The 17536-nt window shown below is 71.3% G+C and carries 16 protein-coding genes; all 16 read left to right on the forward strand.

Going from position 1 to position 17536, the window contains the following annotated elements; all coding sequences use genetic code 11:
• The first annotated feature begins 7 nt into the window (after positions 1-7).
• From AB3147_RS22955 to AB3147_RS23030, 16 genes are read left to right on the forward strand one after another with little or no spacing between them, the layout of a single operon-like run.
• Positions 8-733 (forward strand): hypothetical protein, encoded by a 726-nt coding sequence (locus AB3147_RS22955; RefSeq protein ID WP_367353048.1) that lies wholly within the window; start codon positions 8-10, stop codon positions 731-733.
• Entirely contained in the window at positions 730-1554 is an 825-nt protein-coding gene (locus tag AB3147_RS22960) for a hypothetical protein (protein ID WP_367353049.1), read from the forward strand. The genes AB3147_RS22955 and AB3147_RS22960 overlap by 4 nt, the downstream gene beginning before the upstream one ends.
• A complete protein-coding gene (locus tag AB3147_RS22965) occupies positions 1551-2843 on the forward strand; it encodes a DUF4255 domain-containing protein (protein ID WP_367353050.1) in 1293 nt (430 codons plus the stop codon). The genes AB3147_RS22960 and AB3147_RS22965 overlap by 4 nt, the downstream gene beginning before the upstream one ends.
• Positions 2840-4783: an ATP-binding protein gene (locus AB3147_RS22970; protein ID WP_367353051.1), complete on the forward strand. Its 1944-nt coding sequence runs from the start codon at positions 2840-2842 to the stop codon at positions 4781-4783. The genes AB3147_RS22965 and AB3147_RS22970 overlap by 4 nt, the downstream gene beginning before the upstream one ends.
• Entirely contained in the window at positions 4780-5022 is a 243-nt protein-coding gene (locus AB3147_RS22975) for a hypothetical protein (protein WP_239214688.1), read from the forward strand. Before AB3147_RS22970 ends, AB3147_RS22975 begins: the two co-directional genes overlap by 4 nt.
• Before the next feature lie 8 nt (positions 5023-5030).
• Positions 5031-6179: an eCIS core domain-containing protein gene (locus AB3147_RS22980; RefSeq protein WP_367353052.1), complete on the forward strand. Its 1149-nt coding sequence runs from the start codon at positions 5031-5033 to the stop codon at positions 6177-6179.
• 8 nt (positions 6180-6187) lie between these two features.
• Positions 6188-6457 carry a hypothetical protein gene (locus tag AB3147_RS22985; protein ID WP_175122714.1) on the forward strand — a complete coding sequence of 90 codons (270 nt, stop codon included), beginning with the start codon at positions 6188-6190 and terminating at the stop codon, positions 6455-6457.
• Positions 6454-7107 (forward strand): hypothetical protein, encoded by a 654-nt coding sequence (locus tag AB3147_RS22990; protein WP_175122713.1) that lies wholly within the window; start codon positions 6454-6456, stop codon positions 7105-7107. The genes AB3147_RS22985 and AB3147_RS22990 overlap by 4 nt, the downstream gene beginning before the upstream one ends.
• A complete protein-coding gene (locus AB3147_RS22995; RefSeq protein ID WP_312427869.1) occupies positions 7104-7448 on the forward strand; it encodes a LysM domain-containing protein in 345 nt (114 codons plus the stop codon). Before AB3147_RS22990 ends, AB3147_RS22995 begins: the two co-directional genes overlap by 4 nt.
• Entirely contained in the window at positions 7441-8568 is a 1128-nt protein-coding gene (locus tag AB3147_RS23000; RefSeq protein ID WP_343738047.1) for a hypothetical protein, read from the forward strand. The genes AB3147_RS22995 and AB3147_RS23000 overlap by 8 nt, the downstream gene beginning before the upstream one ends.
• Complete coding sequence (locus AB3147_RS23005) at positions 8565-9080, forward strand: phage baseplate assembly protein V (RefSeq protein WP_279970802.1); 516 nt, start codon at positions 8565-8567, stop codon at positions 9078-9080. Before AB3147_RS23000 ends, AB3147_RS23005 begins: the two co-directional genes overlap by 4 nt.
• Before the next feature lie 12 nt (positions 9081-9092).
• On the forward strand, positions 9093-9416 hold the full coding sequence (locus AB3147_RS23010) for a hypothetical protein (protein WP_191577784.1): 324 nt from the start codon (positions 9093-9095) through the stop codon (positions 9414-9416).
• Positions 9417-9428: 12 nt separating this feature from the next.
• The gene (locus AB3147_RS23015) at positions 9429-9791 is read left to right on the forward strand and encodes a GPW/gp25 family protein (protein ID WP_175122708.1); all 363 of its coding nucleotides are present in this window, start codon (positions 9429-9431) and stop codon (positions 9789-9791) included.
• A complete protein-coding gene (locus AB3147_RS23020; protein ID WP_367353053.1) occupies positions 9788-12244 on the forward strand; it encodes a baseplate J/gp47 family protein in 2457 nt (818 codons plus the stop codon). The genes AB3147_RS23015 and AB3147_RS23020 overlap by 4 nt, the downstream gene beginning before the upstream one ends.
• Positions 12241-15426 carry a putative baseplate assembly protein gene (locus AB3147_RS23025; RefSeq protein WP_367353054.1) on the forward strand — a complete coding sequence of 1062 codons (3186 nt, stop codon included), beginning with the start codon at positions 12241-12243 and terminating at the stop codon, positions 15424-15426. Before AB3147_RS23020 ends, AB3147_RS23025 begins: the two co-directional genes overlap by 4 nt.
• Complete coding sequence (locus AB3147_RS23030) at positions 15423-17525, forward strand: phage tail protein (RefSeq protein WP_367353055.1); 2103 nt, start codon at positions 15423-15425, stop codon at positions 17523-17525. The genes AB3147_RS23025 and AB3147_RS23030 overlap by 4 nt, the downstream gene beginning before the upstream one ends.
• The last annotated feature ends 11 nt before the right edge of the window (positions 17526-17536 follow it).

Below are 17536 nucleotides of genomic sequence, written 5' to 3' on the forward strand. Positions count from 1 at the left end.
CGCCGCGATGAACGCCCTGATCGAATCGCAGATTCTTGCGCTGTGGGAGGCGGGCCGTGACTGTCATCCGATAGACCGCGGCCTGCTTGCGCTTGCCGAGGCAATGCCCGACGTGGATGTCGCGTCACGGCCGGTCGGATGGCGGAACCTGGCGCTGCTGCGCCTGCGGCAAGCCACGTTCGGGCCGCAGCTGGCCGCTTGCGCCGATTGTCCGGCATGCGGCGCGGCGATGGCGTTCGACCTGGACGTGGCCGCGCTGCTGGAGACGGTGTCCGCGCCGCCGGAGCGTGCGTCGGCCGAGCCCATGTTCGACGCGCATGGAGCGGCATGGCGTCTGCCCAGCAGCCGCGACCAGACGCAGGCCGCGGTGGCCGCCGACAGCAACGCGGCGCTTGCGCTGCTGCTGCGTGCGTGCCGGGTTGACGCACCGCCCGACGCCGACCTGCCGCAGGGTGCGGCGCTGGACGACATCGAAGCGCGCATGGAAGCGCTGGATCCCGCCGCCAACATCGAGCTGTCGTTGCGCTGCGCGGACTGCGCGCACGCGTGGACCGTGGCGCTGGACGCCGACGCCTGCGTGTGGGACGACATCAGTCTTTGCGCGCGGGGACTGCTGCGGGATGTACATCGTCTGGCGCGCGCCTACGGCTGGACCGAACCGCAGGTGCTGGCGCTGGGACCTGCCCGGCGCGCCGCGTATCTGGAACTGGCCGACAGCGAGGCGCGGCCATGAGCGGCTTCCTGCGCCAGCTTGCGAGCCGCAGCGTGGGGTCCGCACCGCGCCTGCGCAGCGCGCCGTCGCCGCGGGCCGTGGCGCTTGCCGGGACCGTGCCGCGTGATGATTGGCGGGGTGAGACGCAGGGGCTGGGGGCTGCGCAGGCGGCGCCGGACGTGCGCGTCCAGGCGGCCAGAGACGACGCGCGATCCAGCGTGGCCAGCTTCGCGCAGACGCCGTTGCACGCTGCGGATGCCGGTGGGATTGGCCAGACGGAAAGGAACGTTGATGCGGCCGGCGCGAACGCGCCTGACGCGGCGCATGACACACGCCGGCATCGCACGCATTTCAGCGTGACAGCGCCGATCGCCGACGCGGACGTGCCCCCACGCAACCCGGCGCGAGATGATCAAGAGGCGCCCTCGCCGGTTCGCCAATCGCGCGCGCTTCGGTTCATCGAGGCAGACAAACACGCCGCCGACGACCGGCGGACCCGCTCCGCGGCCGTATCGCCAATCACATCGCCCTTACCGGCGGAAAAGTCAGGCGCGCACGACGTCACTGACATTGCCCACCCTGCTGCCCCACGCGACGCGGCCTTGTCCGCCGAGGCACGAGAACTTGCCGGCCCCAACGCACGCAACGCAAGAAGCCACGCCGCCGATGCGGCGTCCGCCTCCCGCCTTCCCGCGCAGCCGCCCTCTCCGCCCGACGTCCACATCACCATTGACCGCCTGGAAGTCGCCCCCCCGCCCCAACGCGCGGCTCCCGCCGCCCCGCGATCGTCCGCGCTGTCGCTGCGCGCCTACCTGACCGCCCGACGCGCGGGGCTGCCATGAGCAACGCGCTGGCGATCGCGGCGGTCACCGCCGTCATCAAGGACCTGCTCGACTCGGGCATGATCGACCACGCGGTCACGGACGCGCTGGGCGCGGGCGTCAAGGTGTCCGCGCTGGCGCCCGACGCGGTGTCGCTGGACAACCAGGAAGACCCGCAATTGAACCTCTTCCTGCATCAGGTCACGCCCAACGCCGCGTGGCGCAATGCCGCGCTGCCGTCGCGCGATCCGGCAGGCGATCGCATCGCGAATCCGCCGCTGGCCCTGGACCTGCACTATCTGCTGACCGCGTATGGCCGCGCCGAACTGCAGGCGGAAGTGCTGCTGGGCTACGCGCTGCAATTGCTGCACGAATCGGCCGTGCTGCCGCGCGAGGCCGTGCGCCGCGCACTGGATCCGGACGTGGTCGATGGCGCCATTCTGCCGACGGTTTACCAGAGCCTGCGCAGCGCAGACCTGGCCAGTCAGATCGAACTGTTGAAGATCACCCCGGCAGCGCTGGGCGCGGAAGAGATGTCGCGCCTGTGGTCCGCACTGCAGGCGCACTACCGCCCGACCGCCGCGTTTCAGGTGTCGGTGGTGCTGATCGAATCCCGGCGGCCCGCACGCGGCGCCCTGCCCGTGCTGACACGCGGGGAAGCCATTCCCGGCACGCCGCGCGACCGGGGTGTGCTGGTGTTCACCGGCCTGACGCCGCCGCTGCCCACGCTGCTATCGGTGCAGCCCGCGGGCAGGCAGCCGGTTGCCGTGCCCGGCGGCGCCGTGACGTTGCAGGGCCATCATCTGGATGGCCTGGCGCGCACGGTGACGCTGCGCCATTCGACGCTGGATGCCGAACGCAATGTGCCCGTCGAGGCAGGCACGGACGCGTGGTTGCGGCTGACGATGCCGTCGGACCTGCCGGTCGGCGTCTATCGCGTGCATGCCACGGTGCAGGCCAGCGACACCGGCTTGCGGCGCGACAGCAATCAGTTGGCGCTGGTGCTGGCGCCCGAGCCCGTGCTGCCGCCGGCCGCCGCCACGCGAAACGCGGGCACGGTGCGCATCACGTTGGGCATCGCGCCGCCGCTATTGCCCGGCCAGGCGGCCAGCCTGCTGCTGGGCGACCGCGAGCTGCCCGCTGAACCCGCCACCGCACCCGCCAGCGCGCTCATCTTCGAATGGCGCGACGCGCCACCCGCCGGCACGCGATTTCTGGTGCGGCTGCGGGTGGACGGCATTGAAAGCCCGCTGGTGGACCGCGAGGCGGTCCCCGTCCGCTATCTAGACCGCCAGATCGAGCTGCCATGAACGCGCGCGCGCCCACCGACTGGATCGAAGCCAACCAGCAACTGCTGGCCGCCGAGTTCACGCGGCTGCGCACTAGGCTGCGCAAGCCCGGCAGCCGGCCGCCGCGCCACGGCGCGCAGCAGCTTGCGCAGGCGCGCGCCGCGCTCCACGGCGACTCGGCCATCGACCAGTTGACCGCCACCTTCGGCCTGTCGGCGTTCGAGCGTGATCTGCTGCTGCTGTGCGCCGGCATCGAGATGGATGCGGTGCTGGCCGATCTGTGCGCCCACGCGAACGGCCGGACCGGCAGCCAGCGTCATGCCAGCTTCGCGCTGGCGCTGGCCGAGCTGGAAGGCGCGCATTGGAGCGCCCTGTCGCCGCAGCGTCCGCTGCGCCGCTGGCGCCTGCTGGACGTGGACGACACGGCCGACCTGAGCACCGCGCGCCTGCGCATCGACGAACGCGTGCTGCATTACCTAGCCGGCCTGAACGAGCCGGACGCGCGACTGCGCCCACTACTGCGGCCGGCGCTGCCCCTGCCCCACACCGCGACCGCGCACGAAGCGGCGGCAAAACAGATCGCCGCGCAGGTCACCGCCGCGCAAGGCACGCCGCTGCCGGTATTTGTGCTGGAAGGCGATGACGCCGGCGCGCAGGAAGACGTGGCGGCGCGCGCCGCGCATGCTACGGGCCTCGCGTGCCTGGCGCTGCAGGCAGAAGACGTGCCGGCGGACGCCGCCGAGCGCAACGTCATGCTGACGCTCTGGCAGCGCGAGGCAGTGCTGCTGGGCGCCGCCCTGTTCATCGACGCCTCGGAGGGCCTGACGCCGGCGGCGCGGCATCTGGTGGAACAGGCTGGCGGGCTGTGCCTCGTGGGCGTGCGCGAACCCGTCACGCTGCGCGCGGCCTCGCGCCCGTGCGCCGTCTCCCGGCCGCAAGAGGCCGACCGCAGAACGCTGTGGCGGCAGGCGTTGGGGCCGCAAGCCGCCGCGCGCGTCGGCGATGCCGTGGACCAGGCGGCCAGCCAGTTCGGGCTGGACTCGCGGACCCTGCAGCGCACCGCCGCCGCGCTCGCCCCCGCCTTGCAGGAACCCGGCGCCGATCCGGCCGCCGTGCTGTGGCAGGGCTGCGCGCAGGCCAGCCGCCGCAAGCTGGACGGCTTGGCGCAGCGCCTGACGCCGGCCGCAGGCTGGGACGACCTGGTGCTGCCCGAGCCGCAGCGCACCGTGTTGCGCCAGATCGCCGCGCATCTGCGCCAGCGCTATCGGGTCCATCAAGACTGGGGGTTCGCGGCCGCACAGTCGCGAGGCTTGGGGCTTGCCACCCTGTTCACCGGCGAAAGCGGCACGGGCAAGACGCTGGCCGCGGAGGTGCTGGCGCGCGAAACCGGGCTGGACCTGTACCGCATCGACCTGTCCGCTGTCGTCAGCAAGTACATCGGCGAGACCGAAAAGAATCTGCGGCGCCTCTTCGAAGCCGCGGAAGACGGCGGCGCGATCCTGCTGTTCGACGAGGCAGACGCGCTCTTTGGCAAGCGCTCGGAGGTCAAGGACAGCCACGACCGCTACGCCAACATCGAAATCAGCTATCTGCTGCAACGCATGGAGTCGTACCGGGGCCTCGCGGTGCTGACCACCAACCTGAAGTCCAACCTGGACAGCGCCTTTCTGCGGCGGCTGCGCTTTGTCGTGCAGTTTCCGTTTCCTGACCTGGAGCAGCGCGCGCGGATCTGGCGCGGCGTGTTCCCGGCCGCCACGCCGACCCGCGATCTCGACCCGCACCAACTGGCGCGCCTGAACCTGACGGGCGGCAGCATCCGCAACGTCGCGCTGAACGCGGCCTTTCTGGCCGCCGACGCCGGCTCCGAAGTCACCATGGCTCACGTGCTGCAAGCCGCGCACGCCGAAGCCGCCAAACGGGAACGGCCGCTGGCCGATGCCGAAACGAGGGGATGGCCATGAAATCCGCAATTCACCTGCATATCCGCGCGCTGAGCCTGCCGAGCCATGACGCGGCCCAACGCAATGCGTTCGTTGCTGCGCTGGTCCACGAGCTGGTCCGGCGGGCTGCGCAGAACGGCGGCGCGGCCGCCGATGCCCATGCCGAAGAGGTGCGCACCGTGGCGGACGGCGCGCAACCGGCGCAGACGGGCACGCAGGCGGGCCGCGCCATCGCGGACACGTTTCATCTGAAGCATTGAGCCGAGCCATGAGAACGTCCTTGTTCGCGCCGCGGCCGGACACCGCACCGCCGCGCTCGCGCCTGGTGATGCGGCGATGCGCCTGCGGGTGCGGCGGCAAGTCGAAATGCGCCGCCTCGTCGTCTGCCGGTCGAGCAAGGGCTGCCGTGCCCGATCAGGTCGAGGACGTGCTGCGTAGCGCGGGCCAGCCGCTGGCCACCGCCGACCGGATGGAATTCGAGCGGCGCTACAGCCACGATTTCGGGCGCGTGCGCATCCACGCCGATGCGCGGGCCGCGGAATCGGCGCGCGCGCTGGATGCGCAGGCCTGGACCGTCGGCCCGCACGTCGCCTTCGGTGCGGGCCGCTACGCGCCGGACACACGCCAGGGCCGCGACCTGCTGGCGCACGAACTGGCGCACGTCGTGCAGCAGCAGGGGCGCTACCGGCCCGGGCTACCGCTGGAACTGGGCCCGTCGCACTCGCCGCAGGAAGCGGAAGCCGACCGCGCCGCGCACAGCCTGTCACGGCCCACGGCGGCGCCGGGCCTGGCGCAGACCGTGCAGCGCGCCGGCATGGGCGACCTGCGCGTGGCCGAAGCCGAGGCGCGCAAGTGCCCCGCTACGCACACCATGCCGGACGACGTGTATGACGCGGTCAACGAGGCCTGGTCCAAGTCCGGCCACGGCGGCGATACCGTGCAGGAACATGGCGGGCGCATCGTGTCCGACAAGGACGGCAAGCGCGTCATCCGCACCGGATCGGGCGGCGGCGGCAGCATCAGCCTGCCCGCCGAGAAAAAGGGCGACTACACGCTCGGCACCTTCCACACCCATCCCTACAGCAAGTCGGAGAAGTCGAAGCTCGGCGTGGCGTTTTCGGGCGGCGACGTGGCCAACTTCATGGCCGGCAATCAGGGCTGGGTGAAGTACGTGGGCGCCGGCAGCTGCAACTACGCGCTCAACATCCAGGACTACGAGGCCGTGTACGACTGCCGCAAGCGCGGCGTCGATTTCAAGACCCGCTGGAACGACGCGTTCGCCGCCGCCACCGGCACGTTCCAGGCCAAGGTCGAGACCGCCGTGCGGGCCTCGGTCGACGGCTGCGGCATCTGCTTTTATCGCGCCTGCCGGCCGGACGACGCGAGCGCCGTGCCCAAGAACATGAACCTGATCTAGGAGCCGCCATGGAAGACTGGATTGGCAAGACCGTGGGCGAGGTGCTGGAACTGTGCCAGACGCGCTACGCCGACGTCACGATGGTCGACGAGCCGCCGGGCAAGCTGCGCGCTGTCGAACTGGACTGCGCGGCACGCGTGCCGGTGTCGCGCTTCGTGCTGGAGTTCGACTACCGCCCCGACCTCTTCAGCGCGGCGCGCCACTGGCCAGAAGCGCTGGTGGGCGCGCAGCGCATCACCGCCGTACGCAACGCCGCGGAACCGCAGGCCTATCCATGAGCGGACCGCTTTCGCCCCGCCTGCTGCGCGGCGGCATCATCCTGATCGATCCGGCCAGCGGGGCGGTGCAGCGCGTGATATCGCTGCAATACAACCCCGAGACCCTGACGCGCTCGCTGCAGCCGCAGAGCGTGGACGACGGCGGCGCGGCAGGCGAACCGCTGCGTCTGAAAGGTCCGCCGTCCGAGACGATCCGGCTGGACGCCGAGCTGGACGCCACCGATCAGCTCGAATTTCCCGACGATCATCCGCAGGCGCGCGACACGGGCATCCATGCGCAGCTGGCCGCGCTGGAGACCATCGTCTACCCGGACAGCGCCGCGCTCATCCGCAACAACCAGATCGCCAACCTGGGCACACTGGAAATCGCGCCCACGGTCGCGCCGCTAAGCCTGTTCGTGTGGAGCCGCGAGCGCGTGGTGCCGGTGCGCGTGACGGACTTTTCGATTACCGAAGAGGCTTTCGACGCGCGCCTCAATCCCATCCGCGCAAAGGTGTCGCTGGGCCTGCGCGTGCTGCACGTGGGCGATCTTGGCTTTGGCGACAAGGGCGGCCATCTGTACCTGGTGTATCAGCAGCGCAAGGAACGGCTGGCCGCGCTGGCGGGTCTTGGCGACCTGGGTTCCGTCGGATTGGAGTCCCTGCCATGAGCGTGCAGCGCTTCCCAGCCAACAGCCGGTACCACGACGTGCCCACGGCGGAAATGCCCGGGCCGGACGGCCGGCCGCTCGTGTACCTGCGCCGGCGCTTTCTGCCAGATCCGGCGGCGCTGACCGCGGTGGGCGAGGTCGCGGTCGCCCCGGGCGACCGGCTGGACCGGATTGCCGCTGCGGCGCTGGGCGATCCGCTGCAGTTCTGGCGCCTGGCGGACGGCAACGACGCACCGCGTCCGGCCGCGCTGGAAGTGCCCGGGCGCAGCCTGCGCGTAACGCTGCCCGCCGCGTTGGGTTCTCCCTTCGGTGGCGCCCCATTCGGAGGCAACGATGCTTAGCGGCGTGCACCTGACGCTGCTGGTCGGCCCTGGCCTGCCGGTGCCTGCGCCCCGCCCCATCATGGACGGCCTGGAGCGCGTCGAGGTGTCGTCATCCGCGGACGGGCCGGGCGGATTCCAGCTCACGTTCTCCGTCAGCAACCGCTCGCCGCTGCATACGCTGCTGGTGATCGCAGGCGGCCAGGTGCCGTGGCTGCGCGTCATCCTGGTCGCCACGCTGAACGGGCTGCCCACCGTGCTGATGGACGGGCTGGTCACGCGCCAGGAGATCACGGACGGCAACGCGCCGGGCCAATCGCGCCTGACAGTCACCGGCGAGGACCTGACGGTGGCGATGGACAAGCAGGACATGAGCGGCATGCCCTACCCGGCCATGCCGCCGCCCGCGCGGGTCGCCGCCATCATTGGCCGCTACGCGCTGTACGGGATGCTGCCGCTGGTCGTGCCATCCCCCTTCACCGACGTGCCGATTCCGGTGGAACGCATTCCGCTGCACGAAGGCACGGACCTCGCCTATGTACGCCAGTTGGCGCGGGAAGTGGGCCACGTGTTCTACATCGAGCCCGGCCCGCTGCCCGGCGCCAACGTGGCGTACTGGGGACCGGAAATCCGGCTGGGACCGGTGCAGCCCGCGCTCAACCTGGGCATGGATGTGCACAGCAATGTCGAGTCGCTGTCGTTCGCGGTGAACCAGTCGGACGCGGCGCTGCCGGTCATCTTTATCCAGAATCCGCTGACCAAGTTTCCGATTCCGCTGCCCGTTCCCGACGTCAGCCTGACCAGTCCGCCGCTTGGCCTGCTGCCGCCGCTGGCCAAGGGGCTGACGCTGCTGAAAGACACCGCCAAGCTGTCACCGGCCGCCGCGTTGGGCAAAGGTCTGGCCATGGCCGCCGGCACCACCGCCGACGCCGTGACCGCCGACGGATCGCTCAATGTGCTGCGTTACGGCCACGTGCTCAAGTCGCGCCAGCTGGTCGGCGTGCGCGGCGCGGGGCTGGCGTTCGATGGCCTGTACTACGTCAAGCGTGTCGACAGCTCGCTCAAGGCGGGCGAATTCCGGCAGCAATTCTCGCTGGCCCGCAACGGTCTTATCTCCACCCTGCCCCTGGTGCCCCCATGACAGAACCCCAACGCCACTACGGCAAATTCCGCGGCGTGGTGATCAACAACGTCGATCCCATGCAGATGGGCCGCATCCAGGTGCAGGTGCCCGACGTGCTGGGCCTGGGCGTCTCAAGCTGGGCGATGCCGTGCGTGCCGTTCGCCGGCCAGCAGAGCGGCGTGTTCGTCGTGCCGCAGGTCGGTGCGGGCGTATGGGTGGAGTTTGAACAGGGCAAGCCCGATTACCCGATCTGGGTTGGGGGATTCTGGGGATCGGCCGCCGAAGTTCCCGCGCTGGCGCTGGCCGGGCTGCCCGTGTCGCCCAGCATCGTGCTGCAGACCGGCGGGCAGAACACATTGATGATTTCCGATCTGCCGGGCCCCACCGGCGGCATTCTGCTCAAGACCAAAACGGGCGCGATGATTTCGATCAGCGACGTGGGCATCACGCTGTCCAACGGCCAGGGCGCGACGGTGATGCTGGCCGGCCCGGCCGTCAACATCAACCAGGGCGCCCTGACGGTGACCTGAGGAGGCCAGAGCATGCCCGGACCCCTGCTGCATCTCGGCGCCACCGTGCAGTGTTCGCACGGCGGCCAGGCCATCCCGACGTCGCCCAACCCACGCGTGCTGCTGTCGGGCCAGCCGGCCGTGACCATCCTGTCGACGTATTCCATCGCGGGCTGCGCGTTTCCGCCGCCGCCGTCGGGCAACGGCCCGTGTGTCACCGGCATGTGGCTCGCCGGCGCGACGCGCGTGCTGATCGGCGGGATGCCCGCCGCGCTGCAGGCGGGCTCGTCGATCTGCATGCCGACCGGCACGCCGATGCTGGCGTTGCAGGCGCAGGCGCGCGTCGTGGGCATGTAAGGACGCATCGCCATGGCCCTCCTGCGCTTTCCGTTCGAACCCGACGCGCGCGGCCGCAGCCGTAATGCCGACGACGCCACTCATGTGCGCGACATGATCGAGCAGGTGCTGTTCACCGTGCCGGGCGAGCGCGTGAACCGGCCGGACTTCGGCTGCGGACTGCTGCAACTGGTGTTTGCGCCCAACAGCGACACGCTGGCCGCCGCCGTGCAGATGAGCGTGCAAGGCGCATTGCAGCAATGGCTGGGCGAGCGCATCGCGGTGGAATCCGTCAACGTCGCGCACCGCGACGCAACGTTGCAGGTCGACGTGCAGTACGTGCTGCGCCAAGGCCAGCAACGGCGTCTGGCGCGCTTTACGCGGGACGTGCCATGAACCGCCAGTTCCGCAGCGCCAACCCGCGCCGGCTGCAACTGCTGCGCGCCCAGCAGCCGCCCGGCGACAACGGCATCGCCTTCGTGGAAATCGACGCGGCCGACCAGCGCACGGTGCGCGTGGTGTGCGCGCATCCGGTGTCCGGCATCGGCCGCGCCCACGTGCGCATCGAAGGCGGCGCGCGCATTCGCGGCATCGCGCTGGCCGCGGACCCGGTGCTGTCCGGCAACGAGATCCGGCTGACCGTGGACAAGGCGGGCGACTTCTCGTGGTACACGCTCGCGCTCGTCAACCCGGCCGACCCCGACGCGCCCGCGCCGGGCTTTGACCTGTGCCTGTCCACCATCGAGATCAACTTCAAGGCGGGCTGCCCATCGGAGTTCGACTGCGCCGACACGCACGCGTGCGATGCGCCGGCGCCGCCCGAGCCGCTGCTCGACTACCTGGCCAAGGATTACGAGAGCTTCCGGCGGTTGATGCTGGACCGCCTGTCGCAGAGCATGCCCGACTTCACCGAGCGCAATCCCGCCGATTTCACCGTGGCGCTCGTGGAAACGCTGGCCTACGTGGCCGATCATCTTTCCTACACGCAGGACGCCGCCGCCACCGAGGCCTATCTGGACACCGCGCGCCGCCGGACCTCGCTGCGGCGCCACGCGCGTCTGCTGGACTACCCCCTGCATGACGGCTGCAACGCGCGCGTGTTTGTCGCGATCGAAGCGAACGCGCAGGGTGACGGCAAGGTCGTCCCGACCGGCACGCCGCTATTGACCAGCACGCCCGAAGCCGCGCTTGCCGAGCCCGTGCGCCGCCGCGACGTACTGGACGGGCTGCCCACGGCCGGCATTGAAGTGTTCGAGACGCTGCACGACCTGACGCTGCACGCCGCGCACAGCCGCATCCTGCTGCATGACTTCGCCGATCCCGCCTACTGCCTGCCGCGCGGCCAGACGCAGGCGGCGCTGGTGAACGATCCACCGCTGACGCTTGGCGCCGGCGACGTGCTGGTGTTCGAGGAAACCATCGACCCGTTGACGGGCCGCACGGCCGACGCCGACCGCACGCATCGCGTGGCCGTACGCCTGACCGAAACGCGCGCCGGCCGCGACGACCTGACCGGCACCGACCTGCTGCTGATCGCCTGGCATCCGGACGACGCGCTGCCGTTTCCGCTGTGCGTCAGCCGCGAGTTCGACGACGGCGGCGCGCTGGTCAAGCGGGCCGTGTCCGTGGCGCGCGGCAACGTCGTCCTGGCCGACCACGGCATGCAGCGCGACTGGACGCCGCTACTGCCGGACACGGCCACCGCGCGCGACGCGCCCGCGTCGCGGCCCTACCGCCCCCGCCTGCCGGACGCGGGCCTGGCCTGCGCCGAACCCTACCGGCATGACCTCGCCGTGTCCGCTCTGCTGCCCGCCGGTGCAGCGCTGGCGCAGGACCCGCGCCGCGCGCTGCCCAGCGGCATGTCGCTGCAGGCGGACGACGCCGATCAGCCCGGCGACGTGCCCGCCCCCGCCAGCCCGGCGTGGTCCCCCCAGCGCAGCCTGCTGGCCAGCGCCCGCGACGCACGCGAGTTCGTGGTGGAAACGGAAACCGATGGCGCGGCCTGGCTGCGCTTTGGCGACAACTGCTACGGCGCCGCTCCCGTGGCCGGCGAACGCCTGCTGGCGCGCTACCGGCTGGGCGGCGGAGCGGAGGGCAACGTGGGCGCCGAGGCCATCGGCGCGCTCGTCACCGACGATGCGGACCTGATGCTGGGCGTGGCGCGCGTGCGCAATCCGCTGGCCGCGCAGGGCGGCGCGGCGCCCGAACTGGCCGACGCCATCAAGCTCAACGCACCCGAGGCTTTCCGCGTGCAGGAACGCGCGGTCACGGCCGACGACTACGCGCGCCTGGCCGAACGCCATCCGCAGGTGCAGCGCGCGGCCGCCCGGCTGCGCTGGACGGGCAGTTGGCACACGGTCTTTCTGACCGTCGACCGGCGCGGCGGGCGGGAGGTGGACGCGCCCTTTCGCGCCACGCTGCGCGCCTTCATGGAGCGCTTCCGGCTGGCCGGACAGGACCTGGAATTCTCCGATCCCGTACACGTGCCACTCGACATCCTGGTGCGCGTCTGCGCCGCGCCGGGCCACTTTGCCGCGGACGTCAAAGCGGCGCTGCGCGATGCCTTCACCGCGGGACTGGACCGCGCGGGCCGGCCGGGCTTTTTTCATCCCGACCGCTACACCTTCGGCACGCCGCTGGCGCTGTCGGCGCTGATGCGCGCCGTCATGGCGGTGCCGGGCGTCGCGTCGGCGCGGGCCGAACGCTTCCAGCGCTGGGGCCGCGACCCCGCCGGCGAACTGGACACCGGCCGCCTGCTGTTTGCGCCGCTGGAAGTGCTGCGCGCCGACGGCGACCCCAACTTTCCCGAGAACGGCCGCATCGACTTCATCGTGGAGGGCGGATCATGACAACCCCCGCCGATTGCGGCTGCTGCGCCGGCCAGCCTGCGCTGACGCCATCAGACCTGGACAACCCGCCGGGGCAGCCCGCCTTGCGCCTGCGCATCGGCACGCATGGCCGGTTTCTGGCCAGCCTGACAGCCGACCTGGCGCGATCGCCGGCGCTGGCCGCGCTGACCACACGCGACCGTGACGACCCGGTCATCGCCTTGTTCGACGCGTGGGCTGCGGTGCTGGACGTGCTGGCGTTCTATCAGGAGCGCATCGGCAACGAGGGCTATCTGCGGACGGCGACCGAGCGCCGGTCCGTGCAATCGCTGGCGCGGGCGATTGGCTACGAACTGCGGCCCGGTGTGGCGGCAACGACGTGGCTGGCGTTCTCGATGGAAACCGCGCCCGGCGCGCCACTGCGCGCGCGCATCGAGCCGTGGACGCGCACGCAAAGCGTGCCTGCGCAGGATGAACGCGCGCAGACGTTCGAAACCCTGCAGGCGGTCGAGGCGCGCGCCGCCTGGAACGCGCTGGAACTGGCGTGGCTGGAACCGGCGCCGCCACGCTTTGGCGCGCGCACGCTGTGTTTGGCCGGGGCGGCCACGCGCCTCAAAGCCGGCGACGCCGTGCTGATCGTCGGCGACGAACGTGTACGCGACCCGGGCAACGAAAACTGGGACTTCCGCCGCCTGACGCAGGTTCGCGAGTATGTGCCGGGCCCCGGCGAAGACGGCGCGCCCGCCTACACGCTGATCTCGCTGGAACGCGGCCTGGGCAGCGCGGCGCCGCACGTGCAGCCCGCCCGCCGCAATCCGCGCTGCTACGCGCTGCGCGCGCAGGCGCGGCTGTTCGGCTACAACGCGCCCGACTGGCGCGCCATGCCCGCCACACTGCGCGCCGCCTATCTGGGCATGGCCGACGACGCCAAGCCGTCCTTCAGCCAGTTCCCCCAATGGCCGGGCTATACGCTGGCCGACATCTCCGATCCGCCGGGCGCCAGCGGCGCGGGGTCCGGCCTGTACGGCGAGTATTACCGCGGCCGCACCTTCAGCGAACGGGTGATGACGCGCACCGATCCGCAACTGGATTTCCGGTGGGCGGCGGGCGGCCCCGGCGACGGCATGCCCGCGGACAACTTCTGCGTGCGCTGGACCGGCTGGGTGCGCGCGCCGGGCAGCGGCAGCTACACCTTCCACGTCACGGCCGACGACGGCGTGCGGCTGTGGGTGGACGGCAACCTGCTCATCGACCAGTGGCGCGAGCAATCGCCTACCGAGTACAGCGCCAGCGCCCGGCTAACGGCAGGCCGCAAGCACGACATCCGCATCGACTATTACGAGGCCAGCGGCGACGCCACCCTTGCGCTCGCGTGGTCCGGACCGGGCCTGGCGCGCCAGACGATACCCGCCGCCAGCCTGTTCCCCGCCGACGTGCACGGCGTGCATCTGGATGCCGTCTATCCGAAATGGGTGACGGGCGGCTGGGCCGTGCTGTCCATGCCGGGGTATGAAGAGCTCTACCGCATTGCCGACGCCGGCCCCGACGCGCGGACCGGCTTTGCGCTGGCCGGGCCGACCACCCGGCTGACCTTGCGGGGCGAACGCCTGCGCGAACAGTTCAACGACGCCGTGCGCGAGACCACCGCGTACGGCGAATCCGATGCGCTGGATTGGGGCGTGCGCCCCGCGTCCGGCCTCACGCAGGGTCACGCGCTGGTGCTGGCGTCGTACGAACCCGACCTGCCCCAAGACCGCGTGCTGGCGGTGTCGGGGCTGATCCTGGACGAGGCCGACGCCGCGAACATCGCGCCACGCGACCGGCTGTTGCGCGGCGACGCGCTGGCCAACGTGCGCGTGGCGCGCGACCGCGCCAGCGCGGATCTGGAATTCGAGGACGGCGCGCGCGCCACGGTCACGCTGGCTGAAGCCAGCGACATCCTCCGCATCCAGCGCAACGACAGCGCTGGCGGCCGCACGTCGCTGCACTTGGACGCCGATCTGGCGCACGCCTATCTGCCCGCCACGGTGCGCATCAACGCCAACGTCGCGCCGGCCAGCCACGGCGACAGCCGGCAGATGCGCATCCAGCCCGAGGTGCTGGGCAGCGGCGCCGGCAACCGGGCGTTCCAGCGTTTCACGCTGCAGCAAAAGCCGCTGACCTTCGTGCCCGCGCCCACGGCGAGCGGCGCAGCGAGCAGCTTGGAAGTTCGCGTGGATGGCCTGCTGTGGACCGAAGCGCCACGCATCACGGAACTGGCGCCGGACGATCGCGCCTATCTGCTGCGGCTGGACGACAGCGGCGGCGCCACGGTGCAGTTCGGCGACGGCCTGCACGGCGCGCGGCTGCCGTCGGGGTCGGGCAATGTAGAGGCGCGCTATCGCGTCGGCCTGGGCCGCGAAGGCAACGTCGCGCGCGGTCAACTGAACGTGCTGCTTACGCGCGCGCCGGGCGTCAAGGCGGTCGTCAATCCGGCAGCCGCCACCGGCGGCGTGGATCCCGAAGCCGGCGACGCTGCCCGCCGTAATGCGCCGCTGCGCGTGCGCACGCTGGACCGCATCGTCTCGCTGCGCGACTTCGAGGATTTTTCCGCCGCATTCACCGGCATCGGCAAGTCGCAGGCGGTGTGGCTGTGGGATGGGGAACAACGGCTCGTGCATCTGACCGTCGCCGGCGAGGATGGCGCCGCGCTGGATCCTGCCGGCGCGCTGTATCGCAATCTGCTCGCGGCCATCGATGGGGCGCGGCCGCCCTACCAGCCGCTGCGGGTGGCGCCGTGCCGCTATCTGGATTTCGGCCTGCGGGCCGGTCTGGGCATCGATCCCCGTTACGAGACGCCCAAGGTATTGCAGGCGGCCCGCGCCCGCGTGCTGGAGGCCTTTGGCTTTGCCGCGCGCGCATTCGGTCAGCCGGTGCACGGCGCGGAAGTCTTGACCGTGCTGCAAGGCGTGCCGGGCGTGCAGTGGGTGGATCTGGATTCGCTGGTGCTGGACGGGGGGCTGAATACTGGACTGAACCCGGGGCTGGGCTCTGGACTAGGTGCGGGACTGAGCGCGGGGTTGTCCCCCGTCACCACGCGGCGCAGCAACGGGCCCGGCGCCACACTGCCGGCGCGCACCGCGCGGTGGCAGCAAGGCAGCCTGCAACCGGCCGAACTGCTGCGCCCTGACCCGGCGAACATCTTGCTCACGGAGCGCACATGAACACCCGCCTGGATGCCGATGCGCTGATGGCCCTGCTGCCGGCCTTCTACCGTGAACGCGACGCCGCGGCCGGCGGCCCGCTGCGCGCGCTGCTGGACGTGCTGGCGCGCCAGGGCGCGCTGGTGGACGCCGACGTGGACCGGCTCTACGACAACTGGTTCATCGAGACCTGCGACGACTGGGTGGTGCCGTACCTGGCCGATCTGCTCGGCGTGCGCGCGCTGTACCCCGTCGGCGCCGCGTTCTCGCCCCGCGCGCTGGTCGCCAACACGCTGCGGCTGCGCCGGCGCAAGGGCACCGCACTGGTGCTGGAAGAACTGGCCGCCGACGCCACGGGCTGGCGCAGCCGCGTGTCCGAGTGCTTTGAACGCGTCGCCACCACCCAGCACGTCAACCATCCGCGCCCGCACGCGCTGCGCACACCGGATCTGCGCGATTCCCGCGCGATGGAACGCGTTGACGGTCCTTTTGGCGCCGAGTTGCACACGGCCGATGTGCGCGCACTGCCAGCCGGGCGCTACAACCTGCCCAACGTCGCGCTGTTCCTGTGGCGGCTGCAGTCTTACACCGTCCAGCGCGGCGACGCCGCCCCCGCCACGACGCGCGATGGCTTCTACACCATTGATCCGCTGGGCCGCGACCAGCCGCTGTTCAACCGGCCCCGCACGGAGACCGACATCGACCACCTGGCCGAGCCGGTCAACGTGCCCGAACCGCTGTCCTGGCGCGATCTGCACGCCGAGCTGCAAGCGCGCCGCCAGGCGCTGACCGACGGCGACGCGCCGCCGCAAGGCTGGTTTGCCGAGAGCGGCGGCGGCCCGGTCGTGCAGGTGTGGCTGGACGGACAGGCCGTGCCGTCCGAGCATCTGGTCATGTGCAACCTGGCGCCCGTCCCCGGCGTTTCCCCCGAGGACTGGCGCCGGCCCGACGCGTCGCTGCTGGTCAAGGCGCGCAAGCCCGGGCGGCCGGACCGCAGCTTCCCTGTTGCGGGCGGCGTGCTGGTGGGCCTGGACCCGCACCGCGGACGCCTTGCGCTGCCGCCCGGCATCACCGCGCAATCGGTACAGGTGCGTTTTGCGTATGGCTTTCCCGGCGACATTGGCGCGGGTCCGTACGACCGCAGCGCGCCGGTCGGCGATGACGCGGACGCGGCGTCCGAAGACACCTTCGACATCGAACTGCGTGTGCCCTCGGCGGCCACGCCCACGCTGGCGGCGGCGCTGGCCGCGGTGCAGGCAGGCCAGCGGGTGCGCATCGTTCTGGACCACGACGGCACCGAAGCCATCGCACCCGATCTGGTGCTGCCCGACACGCATCTGTTGATCGAGGCGGCCCCGCTGCGACGGCCGGTGCTGCGGGGCGACTGGCGGCTGCGCGGCAACGCCAGCACGCGCGTGCAGCTCGACGGGCTGCTGGTCAATGGCCGCCTGCGGCTGGAAGGCACGTTGCGTACCGTGGCGCTGCGCCACTGCACGCTGGCGCCCGCGCGCGGCGGCGTGCGCCACAGCGGCGCAGCGCCGGAACTTGAATTGAGCCTTACGCGCTGCATCAGCGGGCCGGTGCGCTGCGCGACGCCGCTTGCCGCCGTCGAGATCGACGCGTGCCTGATCGATGCGCAAGGCAGCGCGGCTGCCGCGGTCGACGTGGACGACAGCGCCCTGCGCGTGCTGGCGAGCACGCTGTTCGGGCGCGTGGCGGCCGGGCGGCTCGACGCGTCCAACACGCTGTTCGGCGGCCCGCTCGCCATCAACCGCCGTCAGGAAGGCTGCGTGCGCTATTGCCACGTGCCCATGCCGTCAGTCACGCCCCGGCGCTACCGCTGCCAGCCGGACCTGGCCATGCAGGACCTGGGCGCCGCAGCCGCCAAGCGCGCGGCGGCGCGCGTGGCCCCCTCGTTTACCTCCACGCAGTTCGGATCGCCGTCCTACGGCCAACTGGCGCGCGGCTGCGCGCTCGAGATCCGCGAAGGCGCGGACAACGGCGCCGAAATGGGCGCCTGGAATTCCCTGCTGCAAGCCCAGCGCGAAGCCAACCTGCGGCAGGCGCTGGACGAGTATCTGCGCTTCGGACTCGAAGCGGGATTGATCCCCGTGAACTGAGCCCCCTGTCT

Origin of the sequence: Achromobacter animicus (genome assembly GCF_040775605.1) — a bacterium.
Lineage (GTDB): Bacteria > Pseudomonadota > Gammaproteobacteria > Burkholderiales > Burkholderiaceae_B > Achromobacter > Achromobacter animicus.